The sequence below is a fragment of the Candidatus Photodesmus anomalopis genome (assembly GCF_000731785.2).
GTDB classification, from domain to species: domain Bacteria; phylum Pseudomonadota; class Gammaproteobacteria; order Enterobacterales; family Vibrionaceae; genus Vibrio; species Vibrio anomalopis.
Genome location: NZ_JGVJ01000010.1, coordinates 130,362 through 157,078 on the forward strand (window position 1 = coordinate 130,362; position 26,717 = coordinate 157,078).

Consider the following 26,717-nt stretch of genomic DNA (forward strand, 5'->3'; position numbering starts at 1 on the left):
TTTAATACATTTATTCTGTTGGTTTATCTTTGATATTACTTAAATTATATATGATATATGCTTCTAGATTATCGTATAATAATATACTATGGATTGCATAGAGTTATAATTTATTACTTGTATTTTAAATTTTATGAACATATATACAGATGTAGATTTAAGGGACTATCATACTTTTGGTGTTTCACAATTTTGCAAAATTCTTGTTGAAGTAAATTCAGTAGATGAGTTAATTTCAGTTTACCAAAGCGTTTATTGGCAGTATTTACCTAAAGTAGTATTAGGAAAGGGTAGTAATATTTTATTTACTGAAAGATTTGAAGGTGTAGTGGTAATAAATAAACTACTCGGAAAATCAGTTTTAGAATCCAAAGCTAATTATCATTTACATATTAAATCAGGAGAAGATTGGCCATCACTAGTAGAATGGGCAGTTAAAAATGGTTATTTTGGACTTGAAAATTTGGCTTTAATTCCAGGTTCCGCAGGGGCTGCGCCAATTCAAAATATTGGTGCCTATGGTATGGAATTAAAAGATATATGTGAATATGTTGATGTACTTTGTTTAGAAACTTTTAATATCCAACGCTTAACTAATCAAGAGTGTTTGTTTGGATATCGTGACTCTATTTTTAAACATGCGCTTTACAAAAAAATTGTTATAATTGCAATTGGTCTCAAATTGAAGAAAAACTGGGTAGCAAATATTAAATATAATTCTTTAGAAAAGATTAATCGAAATACTATAACTTCTGAGAAAATATTTAAACGAGTTTGTGACCTTCGAAAAAAAAAATACCAGATCCTATAATCAATGGTAATGCAGGAAGTTTTTTTAAAAATCCATTAGTTTGTTATTACAAGTATCAATCTTTAATGAAAAAGTTTTCTGATATTCCAAATTATTCTTATAAATTAGGTATGGTGAAGATTTTTGCTGGTGAATTAATCGATAAATGTGGTTTAAAGGGTACGATGATTGGAGGAGCGCAAGTATGTTCTTCTCAAGCACTAGTTATTATTAATAAAGAGAATGCAAGTGCACAAGACATTGTAAATTTAGCACTTCTAATTCAAAGAACGATAATTGATAAATACGGTTTGGAATTAGAAAATGAGGTACATCTTATGTCTTGTACATCAGAAATTAATCTTGGAGCAATAAATTATAAAAAATATTGAGATAAAACTTGCAATTCTTAAGCTTATTTCAAAAGGTTCTTTTTTTTCTATGAGAGCATTATCTATTCGGTTTGATATATCTCCTACAGAAATTCAAAAACACATAGAAGGGATCCGAGAGTGGGGCATTAATATCTCGTATTTAAAAGAGAAAGGATATCAGCTGCCTGAAACAATAGATTTTCTTAATGCTAGATTAATTAGATCTAAAATAGGAAATTCACTTAAATTGATACCTATTATTGATTCAACTAATCAATATTTATTAGATAGCTCATCTATAAAATCAGGTACAGTTTGTATTTCTGAACATCAAACGAAGGGTCGTGGTCGACGTGGACGTAAATGGGTATCACCATTTGGTAAAAATTTATATTTCTCAATGTATTGGAAATTAAATTCTGGCATAGATTCAGCAGTAGGTTTAAGTATAGTTATTGCTGTTATAATTGTTGAAGTATTATCTACGTTTGGTATAAAAGGAGTTAAACTTAAATGGCCAAATGATTTATGCTACAAAGATCGAAAATTAGCTGGAATTTTGATTGAATCAGTTAATAAGGAAAGTCTTGTTATTGGGATAGGTTTGAATTTATTGATGAATTCAACAAAAGAGGGTATTAGTTCTCCTTGGACTAGCCTTATTGAGGTGGCGGATCGTTCTTCATTAGATCGTAATGAATTAGCAATAGCATTAATTAATGCATTATATTCAGAACTTAAATATTATGAATTACATGGTGTTAGAAAATTTATCAAACGTTGGAATCAATTAGATAATTATTTTGGTAAAAAAGTAATTTTACTCATTGGGGAAAATAAAATTGAGGGGATAGAGCATGGTATTAATGAAAAGGGAGCACTATTGATTAAAACTTCAAAAGGGTTAGAAAACTATATTAGTGGAGAAATTTCATTAAGGGGATATTAAATTTTAAGTACAGTGTCTTGCTCGCTGTTTAAATATCAATTATTTTTATAAATATAAAAGAAGAACTCTAGTTTCTTGGTGGTGTTATTTATAGTTTTTATATAGTAGTAACTCTGAATGTTTTCAAGTAACAATAAGATTTAAGCGCTAATATAACTGATATCATCATACTTAATTTAAATAAGGATATCCAATCTTTTATTCAACCGTTACTGATTTAGCTAGATTTCTAGGTTGATCAACGTTTGTTCCTTTAATTAAACCTACATAGTAAGAAAGTAACTGCATTGGAATAGTATAATAAATTGGTGCTGTTATTTCACTTATACTAGGCAGTGAGATAACTGTCATCCCTTTATCTGTTTTGATGTCTGTATCTATAGAAGTAAATACATACAATATGCCACCACGAGCTTTTACCTCTTCAATATTCGATTTTAATTTTTCTAATAATTCATTATTAGGAGCAAGCACTATTACTGGCATATTTACATCAATTAAAGCAAGTGGACCATGTTTTAATTCACCAGCAGCATAAGCTTCTGAATGAATGTATGAAATTTCTTTTAATTTGAGAGATGCTTCCATAGCTATTGGATAGAACTCTCCTCTTCCTAAAAATAAAGTATTTTTTTTATCAATAAATCCTTTTGATAAGTATTGAATTTCTTGGTTTAAATTAAGTAAATTATCAATTTGTTTTGGCAATAAATTCAAAGCATTAACGATTTCTTTTTCTTTTTCAATGCTAATAAAATGCTTTTGTTTACCTAAAGCTGTAACGAGAATTAGTAGAATAGCAAGTTGATTAGTAAATGTCTTAGTAGAAGCTACGCCAATTTCTGCGCCTGCTCGTATCATCAATATTAAATCTGATTCACGTACTAAAGATGAATTTTCTGTGTTACAAATTGCCATAAATGAGATGTAATTTTTTTTCTTAGCTAAACGTAGTGCTGCCAGCGTATCTGCTGTTTCACCAGATTGAGATATTGTAATAAGTAAACTATTAGAGCGAGTTATGAATTTTCGATAACGAAATTCAGATGCAATTTCAACATCACAAGCTACACCAGCTAAATTTTCAAACCAATAACGTGCTGTCATACCAGCATTATAAGAAGTTCCGCAGGCAATAATTTGTACATGCTCAATTTTTTGTAGAATTTTAGTAATATGAACTCCAATACCGTTTGTTAAAATTAAATCTTTATTAATACGACCTTCTATTGCATTTTTTAAAGAAGAAGCCTGTTCAAAGATTTCTTTTTGCATGAAATGATGATATTGCCCTTTAGCTGCTATATGATCCTTCGAATTAGATTCAATGATTTTACGTTCGACTTTTTGACCTTTGATATCAAATACATTTACTTTTTGGTAGGTAATTTCAGCGAGATCACCTTCTTCTAAGTACATAAAATGACGGGTAATATTTAATAGTGCTAGTTGATCAGACGCTAGAAAGTTTTCATTTATTCCAAAACCAATTACAATTGGACTACCAGATCGAGTAACTACTAGGCATTTAGGATTTTTTCGATCAATTACAACTATTCCATAAGTACCTTCCAATTGTATTGTTGTTTTTTGTACAGCTTCGCGTAATGAATTTGAAAACCGTAGTTCCCATTCGATTAAATGGGCCAGCACTTCTGTATCTGCTTCAGAAGCAAATATGTAACCACGACTCTGCAAAATTTTTCTTAATTCTTCATGGTTTTCAATAATCCCATTATGTACCACAGCAATATCTCCAGATGTATGTGGATGAGCATTGATTTCTGAAGGTTCGCCATGAGTTGCCCAGCGAGTATGAGCAATACCGATATTTCCAAAAACCTGTTCTTTCTTTTTTTTAAGTGCATTTTCAAGATTTTTTACTTTTCCTAAACAGCGTATACGAGTTAAATTTGATTTAAAATCTACAACAGCAATGCCTGAAGAGTCATAGCCACGATACTCTAATCGATGTAGTCCATGTATTAAAATATTAGTCACATTTCTTTGTGCTACCGCTCCTACGATTCCACACATAGTTATAGGCTCCATTATATTTTCTCAATAATAGCAGAGAAATAGTGATGACACTGAGAATTTTACTTGAATCATTTGGTAATTATTTTAACTAACTTTATGTATCAATTAGATAAATTTTCTTTATATGTATAATATACACTTGTAAGTTATAAAAAAATCAAATCCAACAGAAATTATTCTAGTTCTTTAAACCAGAAAAAAATTAGGGTACATGGATCATAATATAGTCAAGAATTTAAATTAAGTGAAGTCTTAGAGAAGTTAGCATTTTCATTATGGTTTATACATTACTAAAATAAGTTGTTTTTTTTTGAGATGATAAATAGATAGCAATTCAAAAATATTATTTAATAATAACCCTTTATTCTCTTTTCAACTAAGTTAATTGATTTTAGTGTGATTAGGTGTTTTTTATCCTTACATAATAAGTATACAGTGATGTTATATCAATTTAATGATACAATATTGAAAGTATAGTTTTGATTGATATAGCTTTTTTTAATTAACTGTATCAGTTTTTAAAAAGCAAATTGTATCCTTCAATACAGGATGACCGGAGAGGATTATTTATGAGAAAGACAAAAATCGTATGTACAATTGGCCCAAAAACTGAGTCTATTATCAAACTAAGGGAATTAGTAAATGCTGGTATGAATGTGATGCGATTAAATTGTTCTCACGGTAGTTTTAAAGAACATAGTATACGTATCGAAAATTTTCGTAAAGTTATGAAAAAAACAGGTGAACAACTATCTATCCTTTTAGATACTAAAGGGCCTGAAATTCGTACTTTAAAACTTAAAAATTGCAACGAAGTTAAATTAACAGCTGGTCAAAAATTTATTTTTACAAGTAATAGTATGATCCTAGGTAATCAATATCTTGTTGCTGTAAGTTATCCAAATTTTTCTAAGAATCTTTTAGTAGGTGACATAATTCTTATTGATGATGGCTTAATTAAAATGAAAGTACTTAAAACCACTGAAACAGAAGTTAGCTGTAAAGTTCTTAATAATGCTATCTTAGGAGAAAATAAAGGGATTAATCTACCTGGAGTATCTATTCAATTACCTGCACTTTCTGAGAAAGATAAAGCTGATATAAAGTTTGCTTGCAAGCATGAAGTTGATTTTATAGCTGCTTCTTTTATTCGAAAAAAAGAGGATATTACTGAAATTCGTAATATTTTAAATATGAATGGTGGTGAAAAGATCCATATTATTTCTAAAATTGAAAATCAGGAAGGCGTTGATAATTTTGATTCAATTTTAGAAGTTTCTGATGGAATTATGGTAGCTCGAGGAGACCTTGGAGTTGAAATACCAGCAGAAGAGGTTATTTTTGCACAAAAAATGATGATTGAGAAGTGTAATCGTGCAAGAAAAATGGTTATTACTGCAACACAGATGCTTGATTCAATGATTAATAACCCACGTCCTACTCGAGCTGAAGCTGGTGATGTTGCAAATGCTATTATGGATGGTACTGATGCCGTTATGCTTTCAGGTGAAACGGCTAAAGGAAAATATCCAGTAGAAGCTGTTAGAATTATGGCTAAAATTGCTAATCGTGCTGATAGTGCACTTAAAGCTGAGCTCGGTTCTCGATTAGATAGTTCTCGGTTACGCATTACTGAAGCAGTTTGCAAAGGTGCCGTAGAGACAGCTGAAAAACTAAATTCTCCACTTATTATTGTAGCAACTGAAAGTGGAAAATCTGCTCGATCAGTACGAAAATATTTTCCTACTGCAAATATTCTTGCCCTTACTACTAATAAAAAAACAGCAGCTCAATTAGTTTTAACTAAAGGGGTTAAGCCAGTTATTATAGGTTCTATTAAGAGCACTGATGATTTTTATATAAATGGAAAAAAAAATGCCTTACAATCTGGTCTAGGAAGTAAAGGTGATATAGTAGTGATGGTTTCTGGTGCTTTAGTTGCCTCCGGTACGACTAATACAGCTTCGGTCCATATTTTATAACAACTTGGGTAATGCAACATGGAAAGGGATTAATTCGTTTAATCATAAATAGTAGGTATTGGTTGGCGCTTGTGTTTAGTTGTTTTATAAAGATTGATTAACCGATTAATGACTTTTTTATCAACATCTTTCCCCTCTAAGAAATCATCAATTTGATCATAGGTTAAGTTTAACACATCTTCATCTTCTCTTTGCGGAGATAATTCTTCAAGGTCTGCTATAGGAGCTTTTTTTACTAGTTGCTCTGGTGTATGAAGAGTACTGGCAATAGTACGCACTTGTCGTTTGTTTAAACCAAATAAAGGTGCTAAATCACATGCAGAATCTCCGAATTTAGTATAGAATCCAGTAATATTTTCAGCTGAATGATCTGTACCTAAAACTATCCCTTCTAAGTAACCTGCTATTTTATATTGAGTTATCATGCGAACTCGAGCTTTAAGGTTACCTTTGATAAAATCTTTTTTTTGTAATTCCTTAGGAAGTAAATTTATATCAGATAATGCCTTATTAGTAGCTTTATATAATTCATCAACTCCTGGTTTAATATTGATAGAACAAGAATAGGTAGGTCGAACAACTGACAGTGCTAATTTTGCTGATTCTTCATCTACTTGTTTACCATATGGAAGACAAACAGCAATGAATTGATAATCTTTAGAGGATGATTCTTTATTTAATTCTTCAATTGCAAGTTGTGCTAATAACCCACATGTTGTTGAATCAATTCCTCCACTAATACCTAAAATAAGCGATTTACAATTAGCCTCCTGCAGTTTGTTTTTAATAAAGTTTACTCGACGACTAATTTCAAAATATGGATTAATTGAAGGTAGTACTTTCATTTCATTGCGAATGGTACGAATAATTGTTTCCATCTATTATCCCTTTCAACTTATTGAATAATAATACTTATGCTAATTTTATCATATTTTAGTTTTAAATTTTTTAAATTAAGAGTATTATTTCGGATAATTTAGCATATTGGCACCTTGAGAATGAGAAAAATTGCAGCATTTGGCAGCGCTTTTAACCCACCAAGTTTAGGACATAAAAGTATTATTACTTCCCTTAATCATTTTGATAAAATTTTACTTATTCCAAGTATTTATCATCCTTTTGGAAAAAAGATGATAAATTATCAGGTTCGTTGTCAGTTAGTGGATGCATTCATTACAGACATTAACTTACTTAATGTTGAACGTTCCAAGATTGAAGAAAAACTCTTAAAGATAGAAAAACCAGTTAAAACTTATACTTTATTATTAGAATTATCAAATGAATTCCCTGAATCAGATATAACATTTGTTTTAGGGCCTGATAATTTATTGAATTTTCCAAATTTTTATAAGTCAGAAGAGATATTAAAATATTGGAATATATTAATATGTCCTGAAAGAATATCAATTCGTAGCAGTGATATTCGACAAAAATTAGCTAATGGTTTAAATATCGATGATCTGACTACACCTAGTGTTTTATCTTTACTAAAAGAAACGTCAGCATATTCAGGTAGAGTTGGTTTTTAGGATTATTAATTAATAATCACTTGTATTTATTTGGAATATTTTTAAAGAAAATCTTTCAGTGAAATACAGTTTACTTTTATCTTGGCTTCTAAAAACATGTCTTGACTAACCTTTAATTTATCTTTCCATCGAAAAAGAAACTCTTCGGTTTGTTTTGGACAATGTACTGCTATTATTCCAGTTTGGATAATTTTCGCTGCACAATTAGGACAAGGGAAATGAGTTACCCATATTTCGCATTCATCTAAGTTACTTTTAGCAAATAGAATTGCATTTTCTTCTGCATGAAGTGTTTTTAGATATTTTATATCACGAGGATCAATATTTACTGTATCTGAAATACCATGAGGATATCCATTAAAACCAACGGAAATTATACGGTTGTTCTTGGTGATAACAGAACCAACTTTTGTCGAAGGATCTTTGCTCCAAGAAGCAACTAGTTCAGCCATTTGATGAAATCGTTGTGCCCATTTCGAAATCATTAATCTTTCTTCAATTTAACTAAAAAAGCCTAATGTTTTAGGGAGAGATTTATTAGTAATTAATTTATATTTTTTGCTTAGAAATTGTTAACAGAAATATTTTATAGATGTAACATGAGTATAATATTCCCAATCTAATTTACCTAAGACTCTGAGTAAAACTATAATTTACTTTATTTGAGATAAAGTAGAATTTCTGATATTTTTATTCTTGAAATGAATAAAAAAATATCTACTTTATTATATTTCTTTAAGTTATTATTCTTTCCATATGGTACTATGTTCCGAATATTTATGAAATAATAAATGCTTTCTTTTAACCGTTTCTAAACGGAGTTATTCAGTGAGTGAGTCTCAAGATTTATCCTATCAAATTAAATTGCTTTCTGTAACTAATGAACAGGAACAAAGTAGTATTTTAAATACTTTTATAGAAGAGGGATTAGAGTCTGGTTCTATTGCTTTAATCTTAGAAGCTTTTCCAATCGAAGTTCGTATTCGTTTATGGCGTGCTCTTCCATTGGAATTACATATTGAAGTTCTAACAGAAATGCGCAGTGATGTTCGGTTTTCAATTATTGATTCACTTTCAAAAATTGAACTGAAATTAACTCTTGCTAAACTTGATAATCTTTCTCTTATTGAATGGGCGGATTCATTACCTGAAGAAATTATTAACGAGGCAATTCGATTAATTGAACAAACTGAATTAGAGTTATATGATCAAGCTAGTCAGTTTGAAGAAGATGAATTAGGTCGTTGGGCCGAACGAAAAGTTGCTACTCTACCATTTAATATTAATGTAGAGAAAGCAAGACTATTAATGCATCGTTACAATTATGATATTCGACGTCAGGTATATTTAATTAATCATCGTAAACAATTTAAAGGAGTTATAAATTGCTGTGAGATTTTTCTTAATGAAGACGATGTAAGTTTAATGGACTTAGCTATTAGTAATATCACTACTCTTCATGGCAAATTAAGCTTACAGGAAGCTATTGAAGCTTTAGAGTATAATTCATTGCCTGCTTTACCTATGATAGATGATAATCAAATTTTGATTGGTGAAGTTAATTGGCAATTTGCTTTGAATACCCAGCGTCAAATTTATGAAACCCGTTTAGTAGCTGGTACTGGTGTAAATAAAGGAGCAGATTTGTTTGCTCCTGTACTGAAAAGTGTAAAAAAACGTAGTGTTTGGTTAGGTGTAAATTTACTTGCAGCAATGTTAGTGGCTAGCACTATTAGTTTATTTGATGATGTTATCGAACAAGTGGTAGTACTTGCTGTAATGATGCCTGTTGTAGCTTCGATGGGAGGTGTTTCGGGTAGCCAAACATTAACCATGGTAGTAAGGGCTATGGCTCTTAATCAAATTGTTCCAGGCAATCGATTAGTATTATTAAAAAATGAATTAAGTATTGGTGTTATTAATGGTTTGTTTTGGGCTTCTATCGCAGGAGGAATTTCTGCGTTATATTCTCAATCTATATTGTTGGGAGGTATTACTTTGTTTGCTATCGTAGTGAATATGTCTTCATCTGTACTTTGCGGTGTCCTTATTCCTATTGTGCTTCGTAAATTTAATTTAGACCCCGCATTGGCTGGTTCAATGGTATTAACAACTACTTGTGATATTGTTGGTTTTTTTGCATTTCTCGGTACTGCATCTTTAATTTTATTGTGAAATTGACATTGATCTAAAATCTTTTTGCGCTTCGTAAATTAAATTTACGATTCTACATTTTTTATAGGTTAACTTAATTTGAATCATTGCTTAGCATCATCTGCGTGTAGCTCCTATGCTACTATCTTAAATATTGTTGTTTATGATAGAATCATCGCTGTTAGTTATTTTGTAGTTTTATTAAATGTTTTAGGATTATGACAGCTGAATCTATATCTTTAATTAAATCTCGTATTAAGAATATTCCAGATTATCCAAAATCAGGTATTTTATTCCGGGATATAACCACCTTAATCGAAGATCCTAAGGCTTATAAAGCTACAGTTCAATTATTAGTAGAACAGCATAAGAACATGAATTTTAATAAAATTGTTGCTACTGAAGCACGTGGTTTCCTGTTTGGTGCTCCTTTAGCTTTGGAGTTAGGTTTAAGCTTAGTTCTTGTTCGTAAATCAGGTAAATTACCTCGTCAAACTGTTCAGCAATCTTATAAATTTGAATACGGTATGAATATGATTGAAATCCATACTGATGCAATTATTTCAGGTGATAATGTTTTGATAGTTGATGATTTATTAGCAACTGGTGGAACCATTGAAGCTGCTACTAAATTAATTCGAAGATTGGGTGGTATCGTAGAATATGCTGCATTTGTTATTAATTTGCCTAAAATTGGTGGATTCAAACGTTTAGAAAACTTAGGTTTGAATGTTTATAGCATTTGTGTATTCTAATTGATATTGATTTTTATTTAACTGGAATTTTATATGAGTTATCTTGCTTTAGCGAGAAAGTGGCGTCCAAGAAAATTTAAACAAGTAGTAGGTCAAAAACATGTGATGATTGCTTTAGAGAATTCTTTATCTAAAGATCGGTTACATCATTCATATCTATTTAGTGGTACTCGTGGAATTGGTAAAACGACTATCGCTCGTTTATTCGCTAAGGGACTTAACTGCGAGGTTGGTTTAACCGCTTTACCTTGTGGTGTTTGTTCTACCTGTAAAGAGATAGATGAAGGTCGTTTTGTCGATTTATTAGAAATAGATGCGGCTTCACGAACTAAGGTTGAAGATATTCGTGATTTATTAGATAACGTACAATATAAGCCAGCACGCAGTCGTTTTAAGGTTTATATAATTGATGAAGTTCATATGCTATCTAGACATAGTTTTAATGCTTTTTTGAAAACATTAGAAGAGCCCCCAGGGTACGTTAAATTTTTGTTAGCAACTACAGATTCCTCTAAACTTCCTATAACGGTTTTATCACGTTGCTTGCATTTTCATTTGAAACCAATTAGTGTTGATAATCTTTATAGTCAGCTAAATTATATTTTATCAAGAGAACATATTACATACGAAAATCAGGCTTTGGATATGATTGCTCATGCTGCTGATGGGAGTATGCGTGATGCTTTAAGTTTAACTGATCAAGCCATTGTATTGAGTAATGGACAGATTAATTCTGAAACAGTTACCAATATGCTAGGTATTTTAGATGCATCAAAAGCTATTTCTTTGCTAGAAGCACTCAGTGCTAATGAATCTAAAATTTTAATTAAAAATATTTGTTCTTTAGATAAGACAGGTATCCAATGGGATGCTTTATTGAAGCAATTAGCGTCACAATTACATCGTATTGCGATGTATCAAGCTTTACCTTCTACGTTAAATAGAACTCAGAAAGATTCAAAGAGAATTATTTTACTTGGAAAATCTTTATCCCCTCAAACGGTGCAACTTTATTATCAAATTGTTATTAAAGGCCGTGAGGATTTACCTTATTCACCAACTGAGCGTATCGGTTTAGAAATGGTGCTTTTACGGATGATGTCATTTAAGCCAATATCTCATGATATTATAAAACCTATTAGTACTAGTACAAAACTTGCAAATCAATCTTCTTCTTTATCAGGAAGAAAAAAAGATTCATTATCTAAATCTGAAAAAAATAAACTTTCCTCTATAACTAATATTAATGAAGTAGACTATAGAACTAAAAAATCACGTACTTTACGTGATCAGTTACGTTCCAATCGAAAAGATTTAAAAACTAGCTATCAAAATTTAGATATAAGTAAAAAAAAAACAATTTAAGATTAATTCATAATAAATATGAAACTCAAATACATTCATCGTATAAAAAAAATGAATTTTCTTCAAAAATATCTACTCACGTTAAAACTTCAGAAATGCTGGAAAAATTAATAATAGAGTCTTCTAAAATGGATCCGTGGTCTGCTCTGATTCAGACATTAAAAATATCTAAGTCTGCAAAAGAATTTTCTTTAAATTCATCGTATAAAAAAAAATCTAATTCTATTTTGTTAATTTTACGTTCTAAACAATCTTTCTTAAAAACTAATGAAGTTTGTCAAGAATTAAACCAAGCGTTAAATTTGGCGTTTAGAAAGAAATGCGATTTATCAGTAGAAATTGGCGAATATGGAGAAACACCGTTAGAATTGAGAGAAAGGCTTTATCAAAATAAATTACAACAGGCTTTTATCAGTTTGGAAAATGATTTTAAACTTAAAGTTTTTAAGAAACATTTTTCAGCAAAGATAATTAGAGATAGTGTGCAACCTATCTAATAATAAAGATAATATATAACCTTATAAAGCAATTAATATATGAATTAATTTTAAAAATATTCTTAATTTGAATATTAATATCTGGATTGGATAACATCGATTTATGTTTACTAGTCGTGTATTAGAATCTTTAGTAGAATCTTTATGTTGTTTACCTGGAGTAGGTCAAAAATCAGCACAACGTATGGCTTTTCATTTATTACAACGAAATAGAAAGGGAGGTCTAAAGTTAGCAGAAGTTTTAAAGCAAGCAATGACTAAAATAGGCAATTGTAAGGAGTGCCGCACTTTAACTGAAAAAGAGGTTTGTCATATTTGTCTTAATATTAAGCGTCAAGAAAATGGTCAACTTTGTGTTGTCGAAAGCTTTTCTGATATTACAGCTATAGAAGCTACTGGCCAGTTTTCTGGTCGTTATTTTGTTTTGATGGGTCATTTATCTCCTTTAGACGGTATTGGGCCAAATGATATTGGTTTAGATCTATTTGAATCTCATTTATATAAAGGGAATATTACTGAGGTTATTTTAGCAACAAATCCAACAGTTGAAGGAGAAGCTACTGCTTATTATATTGCTGAATTATGTTATGCTCATAAAGTTTTAGCAAGTCGTATCGCTCATGGTGTTCCTATTGGAGGAGAGCTCGAATTAGTAGATGGTATGACACTATCACATTCATTACTTGGTCGAAAAAAAATGTAAAGCATTTCAATTGTAGAAAACTCATTTAATTGAATTACGATTAATCTTTTATTTTGAAGTTTTATAGTGCTATTCTTCTTCATTTACACGATTTATTTGGATTATAATACCCATGAGAGGATGATCTAGGTAATGTGTTTCAGAGCTACGTATTTGTCGCTTTTGATTCATCCGATAGCTTTTAATAAATTGTTTGTTTTTATCTTTAAAATTAGGATTAAAAAAGCTGAGATCTATCTTCTGATTAACAGTATGAAGTTTATTAAGGTTAAGCTCTATTTCTAAATATAAGTAATGCTGGACATAAATTTGTAATTTTCCGTTTAGTTCATAAATTGGTTGAGATATATTTTCTTTATTTGTAATAATATCTTGATTTAGTTCCTTTGAGTAGTTTTTTCCAGCTTGAATATGAAATATAGGTGAATATTCCCTGTTATCATCGTTTTGTCGCCAAGCTTTATGTAAGAGTATTTCAAAATCTTGATGTTCTTTTAATGATTGTAAGGACTTATCAGTTAATTTATATTCAGCAGATGGTAATATTTTAATCCCTTTTTTAATTTGATATTCTTTATCTTCAAAGCTTCTTGCATGATTTAGATTAATTTTTGGTAGTGTATTTGGCCAAGATTCACCAGTATTTTTAACATCGATTATTCGTTTAAAAATAACTATTTCTATATCAAACTGTCTTTTTGCTATTGTAGGTAAAGAAAATGATAAAAGTAATAAGATTAAAATTTTTTTCAATGGTAGTACTCAATTAATAATTAATTACATTATTTACTATGGCATTCTTATTTTCTTTCATTTGAAAATATAAAAAAATTACATGGTATGCAATAAATCTTTCTGAAGATTTTTTAGTATGTTAGCGATAAATTGAATTCGTTTATCTGGTGATGGTATTTTAAATTTAAGTTTAGTAGGGCTTACCATTATAAATTGTTGTGGTTGTGATTGTAATAGTGAAGCTAAAGATTTTGGATTGATGTTAGTATCAGATTTAAAATCAATATGTCCTTCTTTTTCATTTGCATGAATCAGTTTAATTTTTAATAAGGTTGCCTCAATTTTAAGTGCAGAGATTGATAATAAATTTTTCACTGGGTCTGGCAATACACCAAAACGATCAGTTAGCATGATTTTTAATTCTCTTAATTCATTTTGATTATAAGCACTAGTTACCTGTTTATATATAGATAGACGTGTATTTGCATCAGGGATATATTCTTCTGGTAAAAGTACTGGTAGTTTTATATCAATTTCAGCTTGTGTATTAAATAAAGATTCAAGTGATAGTTCTGTACCAGTTTTTAAGTCTTCAATCGCTTTTTTAAGCATTCTCATATATAAAACAAAACCAACGGATTGAATTTGACCACTTTGTTCATTACCAAGTAATTCTCCCATACCGCGAATTTCTAAGTCATGGTTAGCTAGAGCAAAACCAGCTCCCAAATCTTCTAATGATTCTATAGCAGAAAGACGTTTAGTAGCATCCTTTGTCATTTCTTTTTTTTCTGGTATTAAAAAATAAGCATAAGCCTGATGGTGTGAACGCCCAACACGTCCTCGCAATTGATGCAATTGTGCTAAACCTAAATTATCAGCTCTATCTATGATGATAGTATTAGCTGTTGGTATGTCAATTCCAGTTTCAATAATAGTAGTGCATACTAGCACATTAAATCGTTGGTGATAAAAATTAGTCATTACTTTTTCTAATTCACGTTCATTCATCTGACCATGAGCTATTGTCATAGAAGCTTCTGGAATTAATTTTACTAAATTACTGGCAATTTTATTAATAGTTTCAACTTGGTTATGTAAAAAATATACTTGTCCTCCACGCATAATTTCTCGCAATATGGCATCACGGATCAAATCGTCTTTTTTTTGAATAACAAAAGTTTTAACCATTCTTCGACAAGCCGGTGGTGTTGCAATAATAGAAAGGTCTCTAAGACCATTAATGGCCATGTTTAATGTTCTTGGGATTGGTGTGGCTGTAAGAGTTAGTATATCAATATTATTTTGTATGGTTTTGACTTTTTCTTTTTGTAGTACACCAAAGCGATGTTCTTCATCGACAATTAGTAAACCTGGATCTTTAAATTTAATATTATTTGATAGTAATTTATGTGTTCCAATAACGATGTTAATTTTTCCACTAGCTATATCTTTTATAATTAGTTTTTGTTCTTTAATTGATTTAAAACGAGATAGTACTTCAATACGGATTGGTACATTAGAAAAGCGGTTTCGGAAATTTTCAAAATGTTGCTGTGCTAATAGAGTAGTTGGAACTAGAACAGCCACTTGTTTATTATTATTTGTACTGATGAATGCTGCACGCATAGCTACTTCAGTTTTTCCAAATCCTACATCTCCGCATACTAATCTATCCATGGCTTTAGATTGACACATATCAGATAATACAGCATTGATAGCTTCATTCTGATCATGTGTTTCCTCAAAAGGAAAGGCAGATTTAAATCTTAAGTATGGCTCTTGATTTAAAGAAAATTTATAACCTAATTTTAACTTTCGTTTAGCGTATATATTCAGCAATTCATACGCTATCTCTCTGATTTTCTTAAAATTTTTTTTTCGTTCTTTAATCCAGGTTTCTCCTCCAAGCTTATGTAATTGAGCTTTCCCTTGAATGCTAGTTGAATAATAGCTAATGAGATTTAATGATGAAATTGGAAGATAAAGTCTGGCATTATTTTGATATTCTAAAGTTACAAATTCACTAGGAATACCAAATGTTTCTAGGGTTTTTAGCCCAATATATCGACCAATTCCATGATCTATATGAACAACATATTGGCCTACTTTTAGTTCTTCAGAATGATAAATATTAGAGTTATAGTTAGCAATTTTACTGTTAGGAATTTTTTTTCTTCTGTGAATTGTTTTCATTCCAAGAAGATCAGCTTCACAAATAAAAGCTAATTTTTGCTTGGTATGGATAAAACCATGTTCGGAATATCCTAAAATTAAGCTATGTTTATTGTTGTTTTTAATGGCAGTATAAAGATTTTTGGTTTTAATGGGAAAAATTTTAATTTGCTGAAGTAATTCAAGCAATGCTTCTTTACGGCCTTCTGATTCTACAGAAAAAATAATTTTTCCAGAAAAATATTCACTAAATTGCTGTAATGCAATTAATAAATCATTATCTTTAGGTTTTATGGTTAATATTGGAAGTTTTTTAATCAATGCATTAGTTCGTCCTGGCTTTTTTTGAATTAGTTTTGTTGATAATATTGTGTGAGGAAATTGTTTAAATTTACCAAATATTTCATCTTTTTTTAACCATAGTTCATTTGGTACTAGTAGTGGACGTAGTGAGTGATTTTTTCCTTGTTCATAGCGATAATTTGCATTATTTATAAAAGTATCAATCGCAGGTTCAATATTATCTATAGTAATTAATTGACTGTGTTTAGAGATATAATCAAACAATGTTTCTGTTTGTTTAAAAAATAAAGGTTGCCAATATTCAATACCTGCAGGCCAAATACCTTTAGAAACTTGGAAATAAATAGATTCTGGATTACTGCTACTTTTAAAACGCTTTTGCCAACTGGAAAGAAAATTTGTAATAGCTGATTTTGTATTTGAAAACTCATGTGAAGGAAGTAGTAAAAGTTCACTAATGCTTTTAATTAAATACTGATTGTTAGGATTTAAGATGTAGATACTTCTTATTGTATTTTTAAAAAAATTAATACGATAAGTTTGTGAGCTTCCTATAGGGAATAAATCTGTAGTTGAACCACGAGTGGAATATTCTCCAGGTTCAACAATTTGATTGGTATGAAAGTATCCAGATCTTTCTAATTGGAGAATGAATTTTTGAAAAGGTAATATATCTCCAATTTTTATTGTTAAAATGTTTTTTAATAGGTGTTCTCTAGGTACTATTTTTTGTAGCAAAGTACTAATTGATGCGATAGTAATGCCTTTAGTTTGATTTAGAAGTTGATATAAACGTTTAATTCTACATGATATAACATCTCGGTTTGGTGAAAAATTATCATAAGGAAGTGTTTCCCAGTTTGGAAAGAAAGTGATTTTTTCAGAAGTGAATGATTTTATTTCTTGAAGAAGTTGAAGTCCAGTTTTTGAATCTGGTACAGCTAGAAGAGTGTGATTGTTATGTCGTCTATCAAGTTCAGCTAAAGCAATGGCTAAAGTTGCACCATGTAAATTTCCAATGTATTTTTTATCTCCAACTTTTTCTGAGTTGGTAAGGAAAAGAAAAGTTAATTCATCCATAATTATATTTGCTACTTATTCTCTATTCATAGAACGTGAACGTTGACGCAATATTTTTTTTTGCTGATAAAGGGCGGCTTTAATCAATAGGTCTTGGTCACACTCTTTTAATAAATTGTATTTTACTGTGATTATCCAGATTTTCTCTGCTTTTTTACAGCATATGACTTTCCCATAGCAATAGACTGCTGAAGGTGGATATTCTAGAAATAATTTTACTCGTACTATAGTATTTATTGATAATTTATTTGAACTGCCATACGAAAATTTACTAGCTCCAAACGATAAAGTGGACTGACTATACTTCATATTATTATGCTGTGATAGTGCAAAAGATAGCAATAAGTTCAATTTAGAATTTTGATTGTCAAGTAATTGAATGACATGGTTTAATTTATTATTTTTAAGTTCTAGCAGAGCATTATCATTGAATCTATCGAGTTTACTAAATTTATTAGCAATAATAAATGGAGCAGGTATTTCAAGTTCAAATTGTTCCTGAGAAGGAAGAGAAAACTGATTATCCATCGGTTCAACATTAGCAGTCATTTTATGATTAACGGTAAAAAAGTCTTGTTCTAACATATGGTTCCCTTTTTTATTAGGTTAAATAGTATTTGTATTTTTTGGTAAAATAACTATACATATAATATATCGTTAATATAGATACGCTAATTAGCATAATATTACTGCTATCATCATGTTTTCTTTATTTTTTTAAATGGACAAATAAGAGTATGAGATGGCTGTATATTTTTCAAAGTAGTAGATAATTATATTGTTATAAAATATGTTTTATCCAATTTCAATTTTTATAAGTTTTCGTCATCTTAAAGAAGCTGGAGGTAAGTTCAGTCAGTTTACTACTTACATGTCTGTTATAGGTATCACAGTAGGTGTCATGGCGCTTGTTATGGTTTTATCAATCATGAGTGGTTTTGAAACTAATCTTAAGAATAGAGTTTTAGGTGTACTTCCACAAGCTGTTATTTCTTATAAAGAGGATCAAACATCTATGCTTGATATTGCTCCAAAATTTATTACAGCAATATCCAACAGAGTAGAACCATTAATTCATAGTGAAGTAATAATTCAAAGTATTTCTCAGTTATCTTCTGGCTATATTATTGGAGTAGACCCTAATAGTTATGATCCAATTGAAGAACATTTGATTATTGGGGATGATCTCGCGTCTCTTCAATCAGGTAGTTATCGTTTATTCCTGGGTGATATTTTAGCTCGTTCTTTAAATGTATTTTTAGGTGATAAAGTGCGTTTAACCGTTACAAGTGTAGGAAAATATACTCCATTTGGTTTAATTCCAGCTCATCGTAATTTTACAGTTGCTGGTATTTTTAGTACAGGTTCTGATGTTGATGAACAATTAATAGTAACTAATATTGCAGATGCTGGACGGTTATTGCAATATGAAGCAGAGAATATTTCAGGATGGAGATTATTTTTTACTGATCCTTTTGTAGTAGCTGATTTATCATCAAAACCTTTACCAAAAGGTTGGAAATGGAATGACTGGCGTGATCAACGTGGTGAATTATTTCAAGCTGTTCGTATGGAAAGGAACATAATGAGCTTGATGTTAAGTTTAATTATTCTAGTCGCTTCATTTAATGTTATTTCTGTGCTTATTATAGTTCTTATGGAAAAACAAACAGAAGTAGCTATTTTAAAGACTCAAGGTATGATTGGCAGTCAAATCTTTACTATTTTTATAATTCGAGGTATGAGTATTGGTTTTATAGGATCTATTATTGGTAGTTTATTAGGAATATTTTTCCTAAGTAATTTAAAATTCATTTTAAGAAATATAGATATTGAATTTTTTCTTATTCTTAGGCAATTACCGATTATTATTGATCTTAAACAAATTGTGATAATCATTTTGCTAACAATAGCTCTTAGTATGTTTGTAGCTATATTCCCTTCCTATCGAGCATCATTTATTAAACCAATTGAGGTTTTAAGACATGTGTAATTTTCTTAAATGTGAAAATATATGTAAAACATACCATGAAGGAACTCTTGATACTGAAGTGCTTAAGGGTATAAATTTTGAGATGGATTCTGGAGAACTAGTATCAATTATTGGTGCATCAGGTTCTGGAAAGAGTACACTTCTTCATATATTAGGAGCTTTAGATGAAGCAACAACTGGAAAAGTGCTTTTTCTAGATTATGATATGATGGCATTACATCCTAATCAACAAGCAAAAATTCGTAATAAGCATCTAGGTTTTATTTATCAATTCCATCATCTTTTAATGGACTTTTCTGTATTAGAGAATGTTGCGATGCCTCTCTTAATTGCTGGAAAGAAAGTATCAATAGCAATAAAGGAAGCTAAAGCACTTTTAGATCAAATCGCTTTGGGTCATCGTCTTGAACATCGACCATCTGAACTTTCTGGTGGAGAGCGTCAAAGAGTAGCAATAGCTAGAGCATTAGTTAATAAACCGGATTTAGTATTAGCTGATGAACCAACAGGAAATTTAGATCAAAAAACAGCTTTGGGAGTATATAATTTAATACTTGAACTGAATAAAGAATCTGGTATAGCATTTTTAGTAGTAACACATGACATTGAGTTAGCGATGAATATGGAGAGACAAATGAAAATGCAAGATGGCATATTGCTATATTAAGGTTTTTTTAAGTGTTCATTATTTCTTCTAGATTTTTAGTTGCTATGTTTTTTAGCACGATTAGAAATCGTAATACAATGGTTTCGTTTATAGCTTTGGCTTCTATTATCGGTATTGCAATTAGTGTTTCATCTATGATTATGGTTCTTTCTGTAATGAATGGGTTTCAATATGAATTGAAAAATCGAGTTTTATCTATAATTCCTCATGGTGAATTTGAGGGTATTCAAAAACCTGTTTCAAACTGGCAGCTATTAATGAAGCAAATAAAACAATGTAATACAAGTATTGATTCAGTTGCTCCTTACATCAGGTTGATGGCTTTAGTTAACAAAGGGTTATATACAAAGGCCATTGAAGTTCGTGGCATTATTCCTTCTCTTGAAGAAAATTTTTCTAGCTTTTCTGATTTTATTGATTCTCAAGTATGGCAAACATTTCATTCTGATTCTCAACAAATTATTTTAGGTAAAGGAGTAGCTGATTCTATTCATGCAAAAAAAGGAGATTATGTAACTTTAATGGTTACTACTACTGGTAGCAATGAACTTAATAAATTACCAGCACCTAAAAAAATTCGTCTTAAAATAGCTGGATTATTAGAGTTGCATGGTCAGTTAGATCATAATTTAGCATTAATTCCGCTAAAAGATGCTCAGAAATACACTCAGTTAGGAGATAGTGTTACTGGTATTGCTGTTAAAGTAAATGATGTATTAAATGCTGAGAAGATTATTTCTGAAGTAAATATTAATTTAAGCAATTACTTGTATTCAAGTAGTTGGCAAAAAAAATTTGGTTTTTTATATCGTGATATTCAATTAATTAGAACAATTGTTTATTTGATTATGGTTTTAGTTATGTGTTTAGCTAGTTTTAATATTGTTTCTGCATTAATGATGACAGTAAAAGGATGCTCAAAGGATATCGCAATTTTAAGAAGTATTGGTGCTGATGATGTATTTATAAAGAAAATTTTTGTTTATAAAGGAATTATTTTGAGTCTTTCTGGCAGTTCCATAGGTGGAATTATAGGAGTCATAATTTCAATGAACTTAACTTCTATCATTAAAAAGATTGAATTATTAGTTCATCATAATTTCTTATCTAGAAATATTTATTTTATTAATTTTCTTCCATCTAAGGTTAATTTTTTTGATGTAGCTTTAATCTTTTTTATCACTATTGTTTTAAGTTTATTAGCAACTTGGTTGCCTGCAATTAAAGCAAGTAAATTAAAACCAGCCTCTATACTTAATTCTAAATGAGTTCATATCATTATATGGTTTCTTAATAAATATAATTAAATACCTTTAGCGCAATTTCCTTTTGTTCCAGTTACGTATTACTGAATAACGCCAGCATGCTGTAATGATTAAATAGCTAGTGAAGGCCGAAAAAATTCCACATATCATGCATCCTAACAATAGTGGAGGAACGATAATATTTATCTGGTTTAAAATAAACTCCCAAGAAAATTCAAAGTAGAATGTTTTAGAGGGAATATTCATAATAAAAGCCCCCACTTTATAAGCAAAGTAAAATAAAAATGGCATTGTAATTGGATTAGTAATCCAAACCAAAGCTACTGCAAGAGGTAAATTAACGCTACATAAAATTGCTAATCCTGCAGACACAATCATCTGGCTTGGAAAAGGTATAAAAGCAACGAGTAACCCAATAGCAAACGCTCCAGCTGTTGAATGACGATTAAAATACCATAAATTAGGTTTTAGAATAATTTTACCAAAGATCTTTAATAAACTTTTCTGTTTGAGAAATATTATGTTTTTCAATAAAATGCTTAATGTTTTTTTTTTCATATTTTAAATTTCTTTTAAATCAGTTTAGAAAGCACTTCGTATTTTTAGGTTAATTGAAAACAGTTATTATGTTCTTTAAAAAAGATATGTTTATTATTTATAAATAAAATGTATTGAGTAATGTCAATATTAGCTTAATTATATAAGATAAGTACAATAGTTACTTATTTTATAATATAACGGTTCATCATTACTTTATTACTTTTCCCTGTTTTTTATATTTATAATTTGCGTGATTTTTACAGATAGGAGTAAGTAGTTGAATATTTTATTAAAACTTTAACGTATAGATTTAAAGCAAGATTAATAAGGAATATTAATCTTTTAATTTATGTAGTATATCATTGAGTATGTCAGTAATTATGTTATTTTAGACAGAATTGGTTTTGATTTTTTTAAACAAGATCTCATTTCAAAAAGATAAGGTTGGATTAGATTAGATGTTCAAAGTAAAAATATATGAATAGGTAGAATGCCAAAATTTTTGGTATTCAGCTTAGCATATATATTCATTTTGAAAGAAAAAATTGCTTATCTATGTTTTTTCTTAAAGAAAGGAACATCATATGTGACACTAAATATATCTACTTTTTATTCATCGTATTCAAAGATAGTTTAATTTGTTTTCATTTTTCTTCCACATAAATGAACTAATTTTTTTAGAAAAAAATGATATAATGCATGTTTACATAGGATTCACATAACTGAACTAATGATATAAAGTATATAAAGATGCATTTTTATTAACTCTAAAATAATTGAATGGTTTTATATTTTTTTATAGATAAATAAGTATCTGTGTAGATTTGGTGCTGTAAGGCCATACGTTATATATGTGAGCTTGCAGTGGTTTTGTCAATTAATACATTTTGTAATACTGCTAAAACATGGCTGAAAAACGCAATATTTTTCTTGTTGGTCCTATGGGGGCTGGCAAAAGTACAATTGGTCGACACCTTTCCCAACAGTTACATATGGAATTTTTAGATTCAGATGTAGTTATTGAGGAGCGTACTGGTGCTGATGTCGCATGGGTTTTTGATGTTGAAGGAGAAAAGGGCTTTCGAAAGCGTGAAGAATCAATTATCAATGATCTTACTAAACTACAAGGGATTGTACTGGCAACAGGTGGTGGTTCTGTTAAAAGTAAAGAAAATCGAAATCGATTATCCGCTCGCGGAATTGTCGTATATTTAGAAACAGCAATTGAAAAACAGCTTGCACGTACAAATCGTGATAAGAAGCGTCCTTTATTGCAAACAAAAGATCCACGAGAAGTGCTTGAGTTTCTAGCTATACAATGCAATACATTGTATGAGGAAGTAGCAGATTATACAGTCAGTACTGATAATCAGAGTGCAAAGGTAGTAGCTAATCAGATTATAAAAATATTAGAGGAGCGTTGATATTTTGTTCCCAATAAAAAGGTCAATATTTTGGAGAAAATTTGGGTTTGTTTAAATAAAAACAGTTATCCGATTTTAATTGGTTCTGGATTATTTAGTAATTCAGAGGAACTTTCTTTTTTAAAAAAGAAAAAAAGAGTTGTGATTATTAGTGATTATAAAGTCGCTCTTTTATATTCAGATAAATTATTAACTCTATTAGCATTATTTGGTTGTGATGTTTCATTATTAAAGTTGAAAAGTGGTGAACAATATAAAAACTTGTATACGTTTAATAAGATTATCAAGTATTTGTTAGAAGGTAATTATGATCGTGATATGATCATAATTGCTTTAGGTGGGGGTGTAATAGGTGATTTAGTTGGTTTTTCTGCTGCTTGTTACTGTCGTGGGGTAGATTTTATACAAATGCCAACTACTTTGCTTGCTCAAGTAGACTCTTCAATAGGTGGTAAAACAGCAGTAAATCATTCATTAGGTAAAAATATGATTGGTGTTTTTTATCAACCTAAAGCAGTTATAATTGATACTGAATGTTTATTAACATTATCTTTACGAGAATTTACTTCTGGCATTGCGGAGGTAATTAAATATAGCATAATTTGTGATCAGCATTTCTTTAGTTGGTTAGAATCTCATCTTGATAGATTATACTATTTTGATAAAATTGCGCTTAAATATACTATTTCATGTTGTTGTAGAATTAAGGCTCAATTAGTTTCTCAAGATGAAAAAGAATCTGATATTCGTGCCTTTTTAAATTTAGGTCATACATTTGGTCATGCTATTGAATCTGCATTAGGATACGGAATTTGGTTACATGGTGAAGCTGTATCTTCTGGTATAGTTGTGGCATCGAAAATAGCTCAATTACAAGGATTAATTTCTGAAAAAGAAGTTGAAAGAATTATTTCTTTGCTAAGAAAAGCTAGATTACCAGTATATATTCCTTCAAGCATATCTTTTCTTGATTTGATGAAGTATATTCTTCGAGATAAAAAGGTGCTCAGTGGTCAGTTAAGACTAGTATTACCTACCAGTATTGGTACAGTTAAGATAGTTAAAGGAATTTCAAAGCCAGTGATAAGACAAGCTGTTGAGTATTGTCGAATGTTGTGATTTTTTATTTATCATAGATAGTAAAGTTTATAGGTTATTGATATTTGATATCTGTCTGTAAGGATCCATCTATGAGTATGGAACATTATTCACATGTACTAGAATTAGATTCTCAGACTAAGTTACTTGAACGGTTGCAATTATTAGTAAGTCTTAGTTCTAATTTAGTAACAGTGTCTGGTGAATTAGGTTCAGGTAAATCTTGGTTAGCTATTCGCTACTTAGAGGCTTGGGTAAATGACAAAAACCAATCATTTTTAATTTGTCATTCTAGTCAAGATGATGAACAACGTCGCTCTACTATCCTTAATCAAGTTATGTCAGCTCCTGTTTTTGATCCGAAAGATTCTTTATCTACTAGTTTAAATCATATTTTGAATGAAAGTTCTTGCGATTTGATCATTGTTGTTGATGATGCACATTTGTTGAGTGTTCATTTTATTTCTGAACTTTGGAATTTAGTACTAATAGCAAAAAAAAAAAGCATTGGATAATCAATGTTGTTTTGTTTGCTAAAGTAAATAGTATTGAATGTTTGTTACCTTATTTAAATTGTGATCAAGAGAATAAACCAATTGAATTAGAAGTAGATGCTTTTTTTCAGGATGAAGCCGATTGTTTTTTTAAATTATTTGTTGTTCCCTTTATTAAAAAGGATATGAAAAAAGAAGTATTGGAGGCCTATAAAAATATCAAGTTATTTCCAGGTTATATTATAGATTTAAAACATTTTAAAATGGTAAACCAGAAGGTCGTTCCTCATCTCGTTATTTTATCATCCAAAGTTATTGTTTTATTTTTATTAATTTTTAGTGTTATATATTGGTCATTAAATGAATTTAAATATGAGAATGTTTTAGTATCACTAGAAAAACAAAATGGAATGATTTTTTCTTATTTTTTTGATATCTTTTTAAAAGATAGAATAAATATTAAAAATGCATCTGATGTAAATCATATTGATTCTGCTCGACAAGTGGAAATAATTCAGGAAGTTGAGAATAAGCAAACTATTTATTATGAGAAAAATATTATTCTTCCTATTTTTTCTTCAGAATTAAAAGCATTTTTACCAAGCAGTTATACATTACAATTAGCTGCACTCAATTCAGTATTTAAAGTACAAAAATTTATTAAACAATATAATTTACAAGGAAAGGTTAGAGTTTACTCCACAGTTCGAAATGGAATCAGGTGGTATATTATAACTTACGAAAATTACCCTACTATTCAAATGGCACGTGATGCTGCAGAAATATTACCAAACACGCTAAAGATACTTAGACCTTGGGCAAAATCAATGACTCAGGTACATAAGGAAATTGATTTTCCTAAATAATATAGTGATTTTAGTAAAAATATGTTATCCCTCGTGATTTTGTTTTTTAGTTTTATAGTAGATAGAATAGAGCAAATAAATGAAGAAGCATCGTGCTTTTTTAAAATGGGCTGGCGGTAAGTATAGTTTAGTAGAAGATATTCAACGTTATCTTCCTCCTGCTAAGAAGTTTGTAGAACCTTTTGTTGGTGCTGGTTCAATTTTTCTTAATACAGATTATGATCGATATCTTTTAGCTGATATTAATCCAGACTTAATTAATCTTTATAATCTTCTTAAAGAACAGCCAGAAAATTATATTTTAGAAGCTAAGCGTTGGTTTAAAGAAAAGAATAATTGCAAGAAAGCATATTTAGATATTCGTTTTCAATTTAACAATACCAATGATGTTATGTATCGTTCGTTAGCATTTTTATATATGAATCGTTTTGGTTTTAATGGGTTATGTCGTTACAATAAAAAAGGAGCGTTTAATGTTCCTTTTGGATCCTATAAAAAAACTTACTTTCCAGAAGCTGAATTAGAATTTTTTGCTGAAAAAGCTTTAAAAGCAACATTTGTCTGTGAAAATTATAAAGAAACATTTAAGCGTACTCGTAAAGGTTGTGTAGTTTATTGTGATCCACCGTATGTGCCTCTTTCTAAAACTTCTAATTTTACTTCTTATATGAAAAATGGCTTTTCTTTAATTGATCAGACTTTATTAGCCTATGTAGCAGAAAAAGCAGCATTTGAGCGTGGTATTCCTGTGCTCATTTCTAATCATGATACTAGGTTTACACGTCGTTTGTACGATGGAGCAAATTTAAGTGTTGTAGAAGTAAGACGTACTATTAGCCGTAATGGTTCTAAGCGTAATAAAGTTAATGAATTATTAGCATTATTTCACCCAAAAGCAAATTTTTCTATCCAGAATAGGATTTAAAATTTAGGAGTATT

At 29.8% G+C, this 26,717-nt stretch carries 22 protein-coding genes and 2 pseudogenes; 17 read left to right on the forward strand and 7 right to left on the reverse strand.

Annotated elements, in window-relative coordinates:
• Positions 1 to 133 precede the first annotated feature (133 nt).
• A pseudogene (murB, locus tag CF66_RS01265) lies at positions 134 to 1,182 on the forward strand (UDP-N-acetylmuramate dehydrogenase).
• The gene (gene birA / locus CF66_RS01270) at positions 1,169 to 2,113 is read left to right on the forward strand and encodes a bifunctional biotin--[acetyl-CoA-carboxylase] ligase/biotin operon repressor BirA (RefSeq protein ID WP_034411286.1); all 945 of its coding nucleotides are present in this window, start codon (positions 1,169 to 1,171) and stop codon (positions 2,111 to 2,113) included. Before murB ends, birA begins: the two are co-directional and overlap by 14 nt.
• Positions 2,114 to 2,311: 198 nt before the next feature.
• Here the strand turns inward: birA and glmS are convergent, their stop codons facing one another.
• Positions 2,312 to 4,150, reverse strand: a complete 1,839-nt coding sequence (gene glmS / locus CF66_RS01275) for a glutamine--fructose-6-phosphate transaminase (isomerizing) (protein ID WP_034411288.1) — start codon at positions 4,148 to 4,150, stop codon at positions 2,312 to 2,314.
• 572 nt (positions 4,151 to 4,722) lie between these two features.
• On the opposite strand from glmS, the gene pykF reads away from it, so the two are divergent.
• Entirely contained in the window at positions 4,723 to 6,135 is a 1,413-nt protein-coding gene (pykF, locus tag CF66_RS01280; RefSeq protein ID WP_016503618.1) for a pyruvate kinase PykF, read from the forward strand.
• Between the two features lie 38 nt (positions 6,136 to 6,173).
• On the opposite strand, the gene nadE is transcribed toward pykF, so the two are convergent.
• Positions 6,174 to 7,004, reverse strand: a complete 831-nt coding sequence (gene nadE / locus CF66_RS01285; RefSeq protein ID WP_034411471.1) for an NAD(+) synthase — start codon at positions 7,002 to 7,004, stop codon at positions 6,174 to 6,176.
• Between the two features lie 129 nt (positions 7,005 to 7,133).
• Between nadE and CF66_RS01290 the strand changes: the two genes are divergently transcribed.
• Positions 7,134 to 7,664, forward strand: a complete 531-nt coding sequence (locus CF66_RS01290) for a nicotinate-nicotinamide nucleotide adenylyltransferase (RefSeq protein WP_034411290.1) — start codon at positions 7,134 to 7,136, stop codon at positions 7,662 to 7,664.
• Positions 7,665 to 7,705: 41 nt separating this feature from the next.
• On the opposite strand, the gene CF66_RS01295 is transcribed toward CF66_RS01290, so the two are convergent.
• Complete coding sequence (locus tag CF66_RS01295) at positions 7,706 to 8,149, reverse strand: dCMP deaminase family protein (RefSeq protein WP_016503615.1); 444 nt, start codon at positions 8,147 to 8,149, stop codon at positions 7,706 to 7,708.
• Positions 8,150 to 8,492: 343 nt separating this feature from the next.
• Between CF66_RS01295 and CF66_RS01300 the strand changes: the two genes are divergently transcribed.
• From CF66_RS01300 to recR, 5 genes are all read left to right on the forward strand, one after another.
• Entirely contained in the window at positions 8,493 to 9,839 is a 1,347-nt protein-coding gene (locus tag CF66_RS01300) for a magnesium transporter (protein WP_016503614.1), read from the forward strand.
• A gap of 197 nt (positions 9,840 to 10,036) precedes the next feature.
• Complete coding sequence (gene apt / locus CF66_RS01305; protein ID WP_016503613.1) at positions 10,037 to 10,573, forward strand: adenine phosphoribosyltransferase; 537 nt, start codon at positions 10,037 to 10,039, stop codon at positions 10,571 to 10,573.
• 33 nt (positions 10,574 to 10,606) lie between these two features.
• Positions 10,607 to 11,938 carry a DNA polymerase III subunit gamma/tau gene (gene dnaX, locus CF66_RS01310; protein ID WP_016503612.1) on the forward strand — a complete coding sequence of 444 codons (1,332 nt, stop codon included), beginning with the start codon at positions 10,607 to 10,609 and terminating at the stop codon, positions 11,936 to 11,938.
• 68 nt (positions 11,939 to 12,006) lie between these two features.
• Positions 12,007 to 12,435 (forward strand): DNA polymerase III subunit gamma/tau C-terminal domain-containing protein, encoded by a 429-nt coding sequence (locus tag CF66_RS01315; RefSeq protein WP_278184545.1) that lies wholly within the window; start codon positions 12,007 to 12,009, stop codon positions 12,433 to 12,435.
• 103 nt (positions 12,436 to 12,538) lie between these two features.
• Positions 12,539 to 13,138 carry a recombination mediator RecR gene (recR, locus tag CF66_RS01320; protein ID WP_016503611.1) on the forward strand — a complete coding sequence of 200 codons (600 nt, stop codon included), beginning with the start codon at positions 12,539 to 12,541 and terminating at the stop codon, positions 13,136 to 13,138.
• Between the two features lie 69 nt (positions 13,139 to 13,207).
• Here recR and CF66_RS01325 read toward each other — a convergent pair whose 3' ends face one another.
• From CF66_RS01325 to CF66_RS01335, 3 genes are all read right to left on the reverse strand, one after another.
• A complete protein-coding gene (locus tag CF66_RS01325) occupies positions 13,208 to 13,891 on the reverse strand; it encodes a peptidoglycan binding protein CsiV (protein WP_034411295.1) in 684 nt (227 codons plus the stop codon).
• Between the two features lie 78 nt (positions 13,892 to 13,969).
• Positions 13,970 to 17,431, reverse strand: coding sequence for a transcription-repair coupling factor (gene mfd / locus CF66_RS01330; protein ID WP_016503609.1), 3,462 nt, complete (start codon positions 17,429 to 17,431; stop codon positions 13,970 to 13,972).
• 15 nt (positions 17,432 to 17,446) lie between these two features.
• Positions 17,447 to 18,016, reverse strand: a complete 570-nt coding sequence (locus tag CF66_RS01335; protein WP_016503608.1) for a hypothetical protein — start codon at positions 18,014 to 18,016, stop codon at positions 17,447 to 17,449.
• 205 nt (positions 18,017 to 18,221) lie between these two features.
• Here CF66_RS01335 and CF66_RS01340 point away from each other — a divergent pair, with 205 nt between their 5' ends.
• The 3 genes from CF66_RS01340 to lolE are packed head-to-tail and all read left to right on the forward strand — an operon-like array spanning position 18,222 to position 21,359.
• Positions 18,222 to 19,424 (forward strand): FtsX-like permease family protein, encoded by a 1,203-nt coding sequence (locus CF66_RS01340; protein WP_034411296.1) that lies wholly within the window; start codon positions 18,222 to 18,224, stop codon positions 19,422 to 19,424.
• Positions 19,417 to 20,091: a lipoprotein-releasing ABC transporter ATP-binding protein LolD gene (gene lolD / locus CF66_RS01345; RefSeq protein WP_016503606.1), complete on the forward strand. Its 675-nt coding sequence runs from the start codon at positions 19,417 to 19,419 to the stop codon at positions 20,089 to 20,091. Before CF66_RS01340 ends, lolD begins: the two co-directional genes overlap by 8 nt.
• Before the next feature lie 17 nt (positions 20,092 to 20,108).
• Positions 20,109 to 21,359, forward strand: coding sequence for a lipoprotein-releasing ABC transporter permease subunit LolE (gene lolE, locus CF66_RS01350; RefSeq protein WP_277812811.1), 1,251 nt, complete (start codon positions 20,109 to 20,111; stop codon positions 21,357 to 21,359).
• Positions 21,360 to 21,404: 45 nt separating this feature from the next.
• Here lolE and CF66_RS01355 read toward each other — a convergent pair.
• A pseudogene (locus CF66_RS01355) lies at positions 21,405 to 21,900 on the reverse strand (DUF2062 domain-containing protein).
• 901 nt (positions 21,901 to 22,801) lie between these two features.
• On the opposite strand from CF66_RS01355, the gene aroK reads away from it, so the two are divergent.
• The 5 genes from aroK (at position 22,802) to CF66_RS01380 (ending at position 26,703) form a co-directional block, all read left to right on the forward strand.
• Positions 22,802 to 23,320: a shikimate kinase AroK gene (aroK, locus tag CF66_RS01360; RefSeq protein ID WP_016503603.1), complete on the forward strand. Its 519-nt coding sequence runs from the start codon at positions 22,802 to 22,804 to the stop codon at positions 23,318 to 23,320.
• 30 nt (positions 23,321 to 23,350) lie between these two features.
• Complete coding sequence (aroB, locus tag CF66_RS01365; protein ID WP_016503602.1) at positions 23,351 to 24,439, forward strand: 3-dehydroquinate synthase; 1,089 nt, start codon at positions 23,351 to 23,353, stop codon at positions 24,437 to 24,439.
• A gap of 71 nt (positions 24,440 to 24,510) precedes the next feature.
• Entirely contained in the window at positions 24,511 to 24,933 is a 423-nt protein-coding gene (locus tag CF66_RS01370) for an ATP-binding protein (protein WP_052541655.1), read from the forward strand.
• Positions 24,934 to 24,944: 11 nt separating this feature from the next.
• Complete coding sequence (locus tag CF66_RS01375; protein WP_242633027.1) at positions 24,945 to 25,778, forward strand: SPOR domain-containing protein; 834 nt, start codon at positions 24,945 to 24,947, stop codon at positions 25,776 to 25,778.
• Positions 25,779 to 25,857: 79 nt separating this feature from the next.
• Positions 25,858 to 26,703 carry a Dam family site-specific DNA-(adenine-N6)-methyltransferase gene (locus CF66_RS01380; RefSeq protein WP_016503600.1) on the forward strand — a complete coding sequence of 282 codons (846 nt, stop codon included), beginning with the start codon at positions 25,858 to 25,860 and terminating at the stop codon, positions 26,701 to 26,703.
• The last annotated feature ends 14 nt before the right edge of the window (positions 26,704 to 26,717 follow it).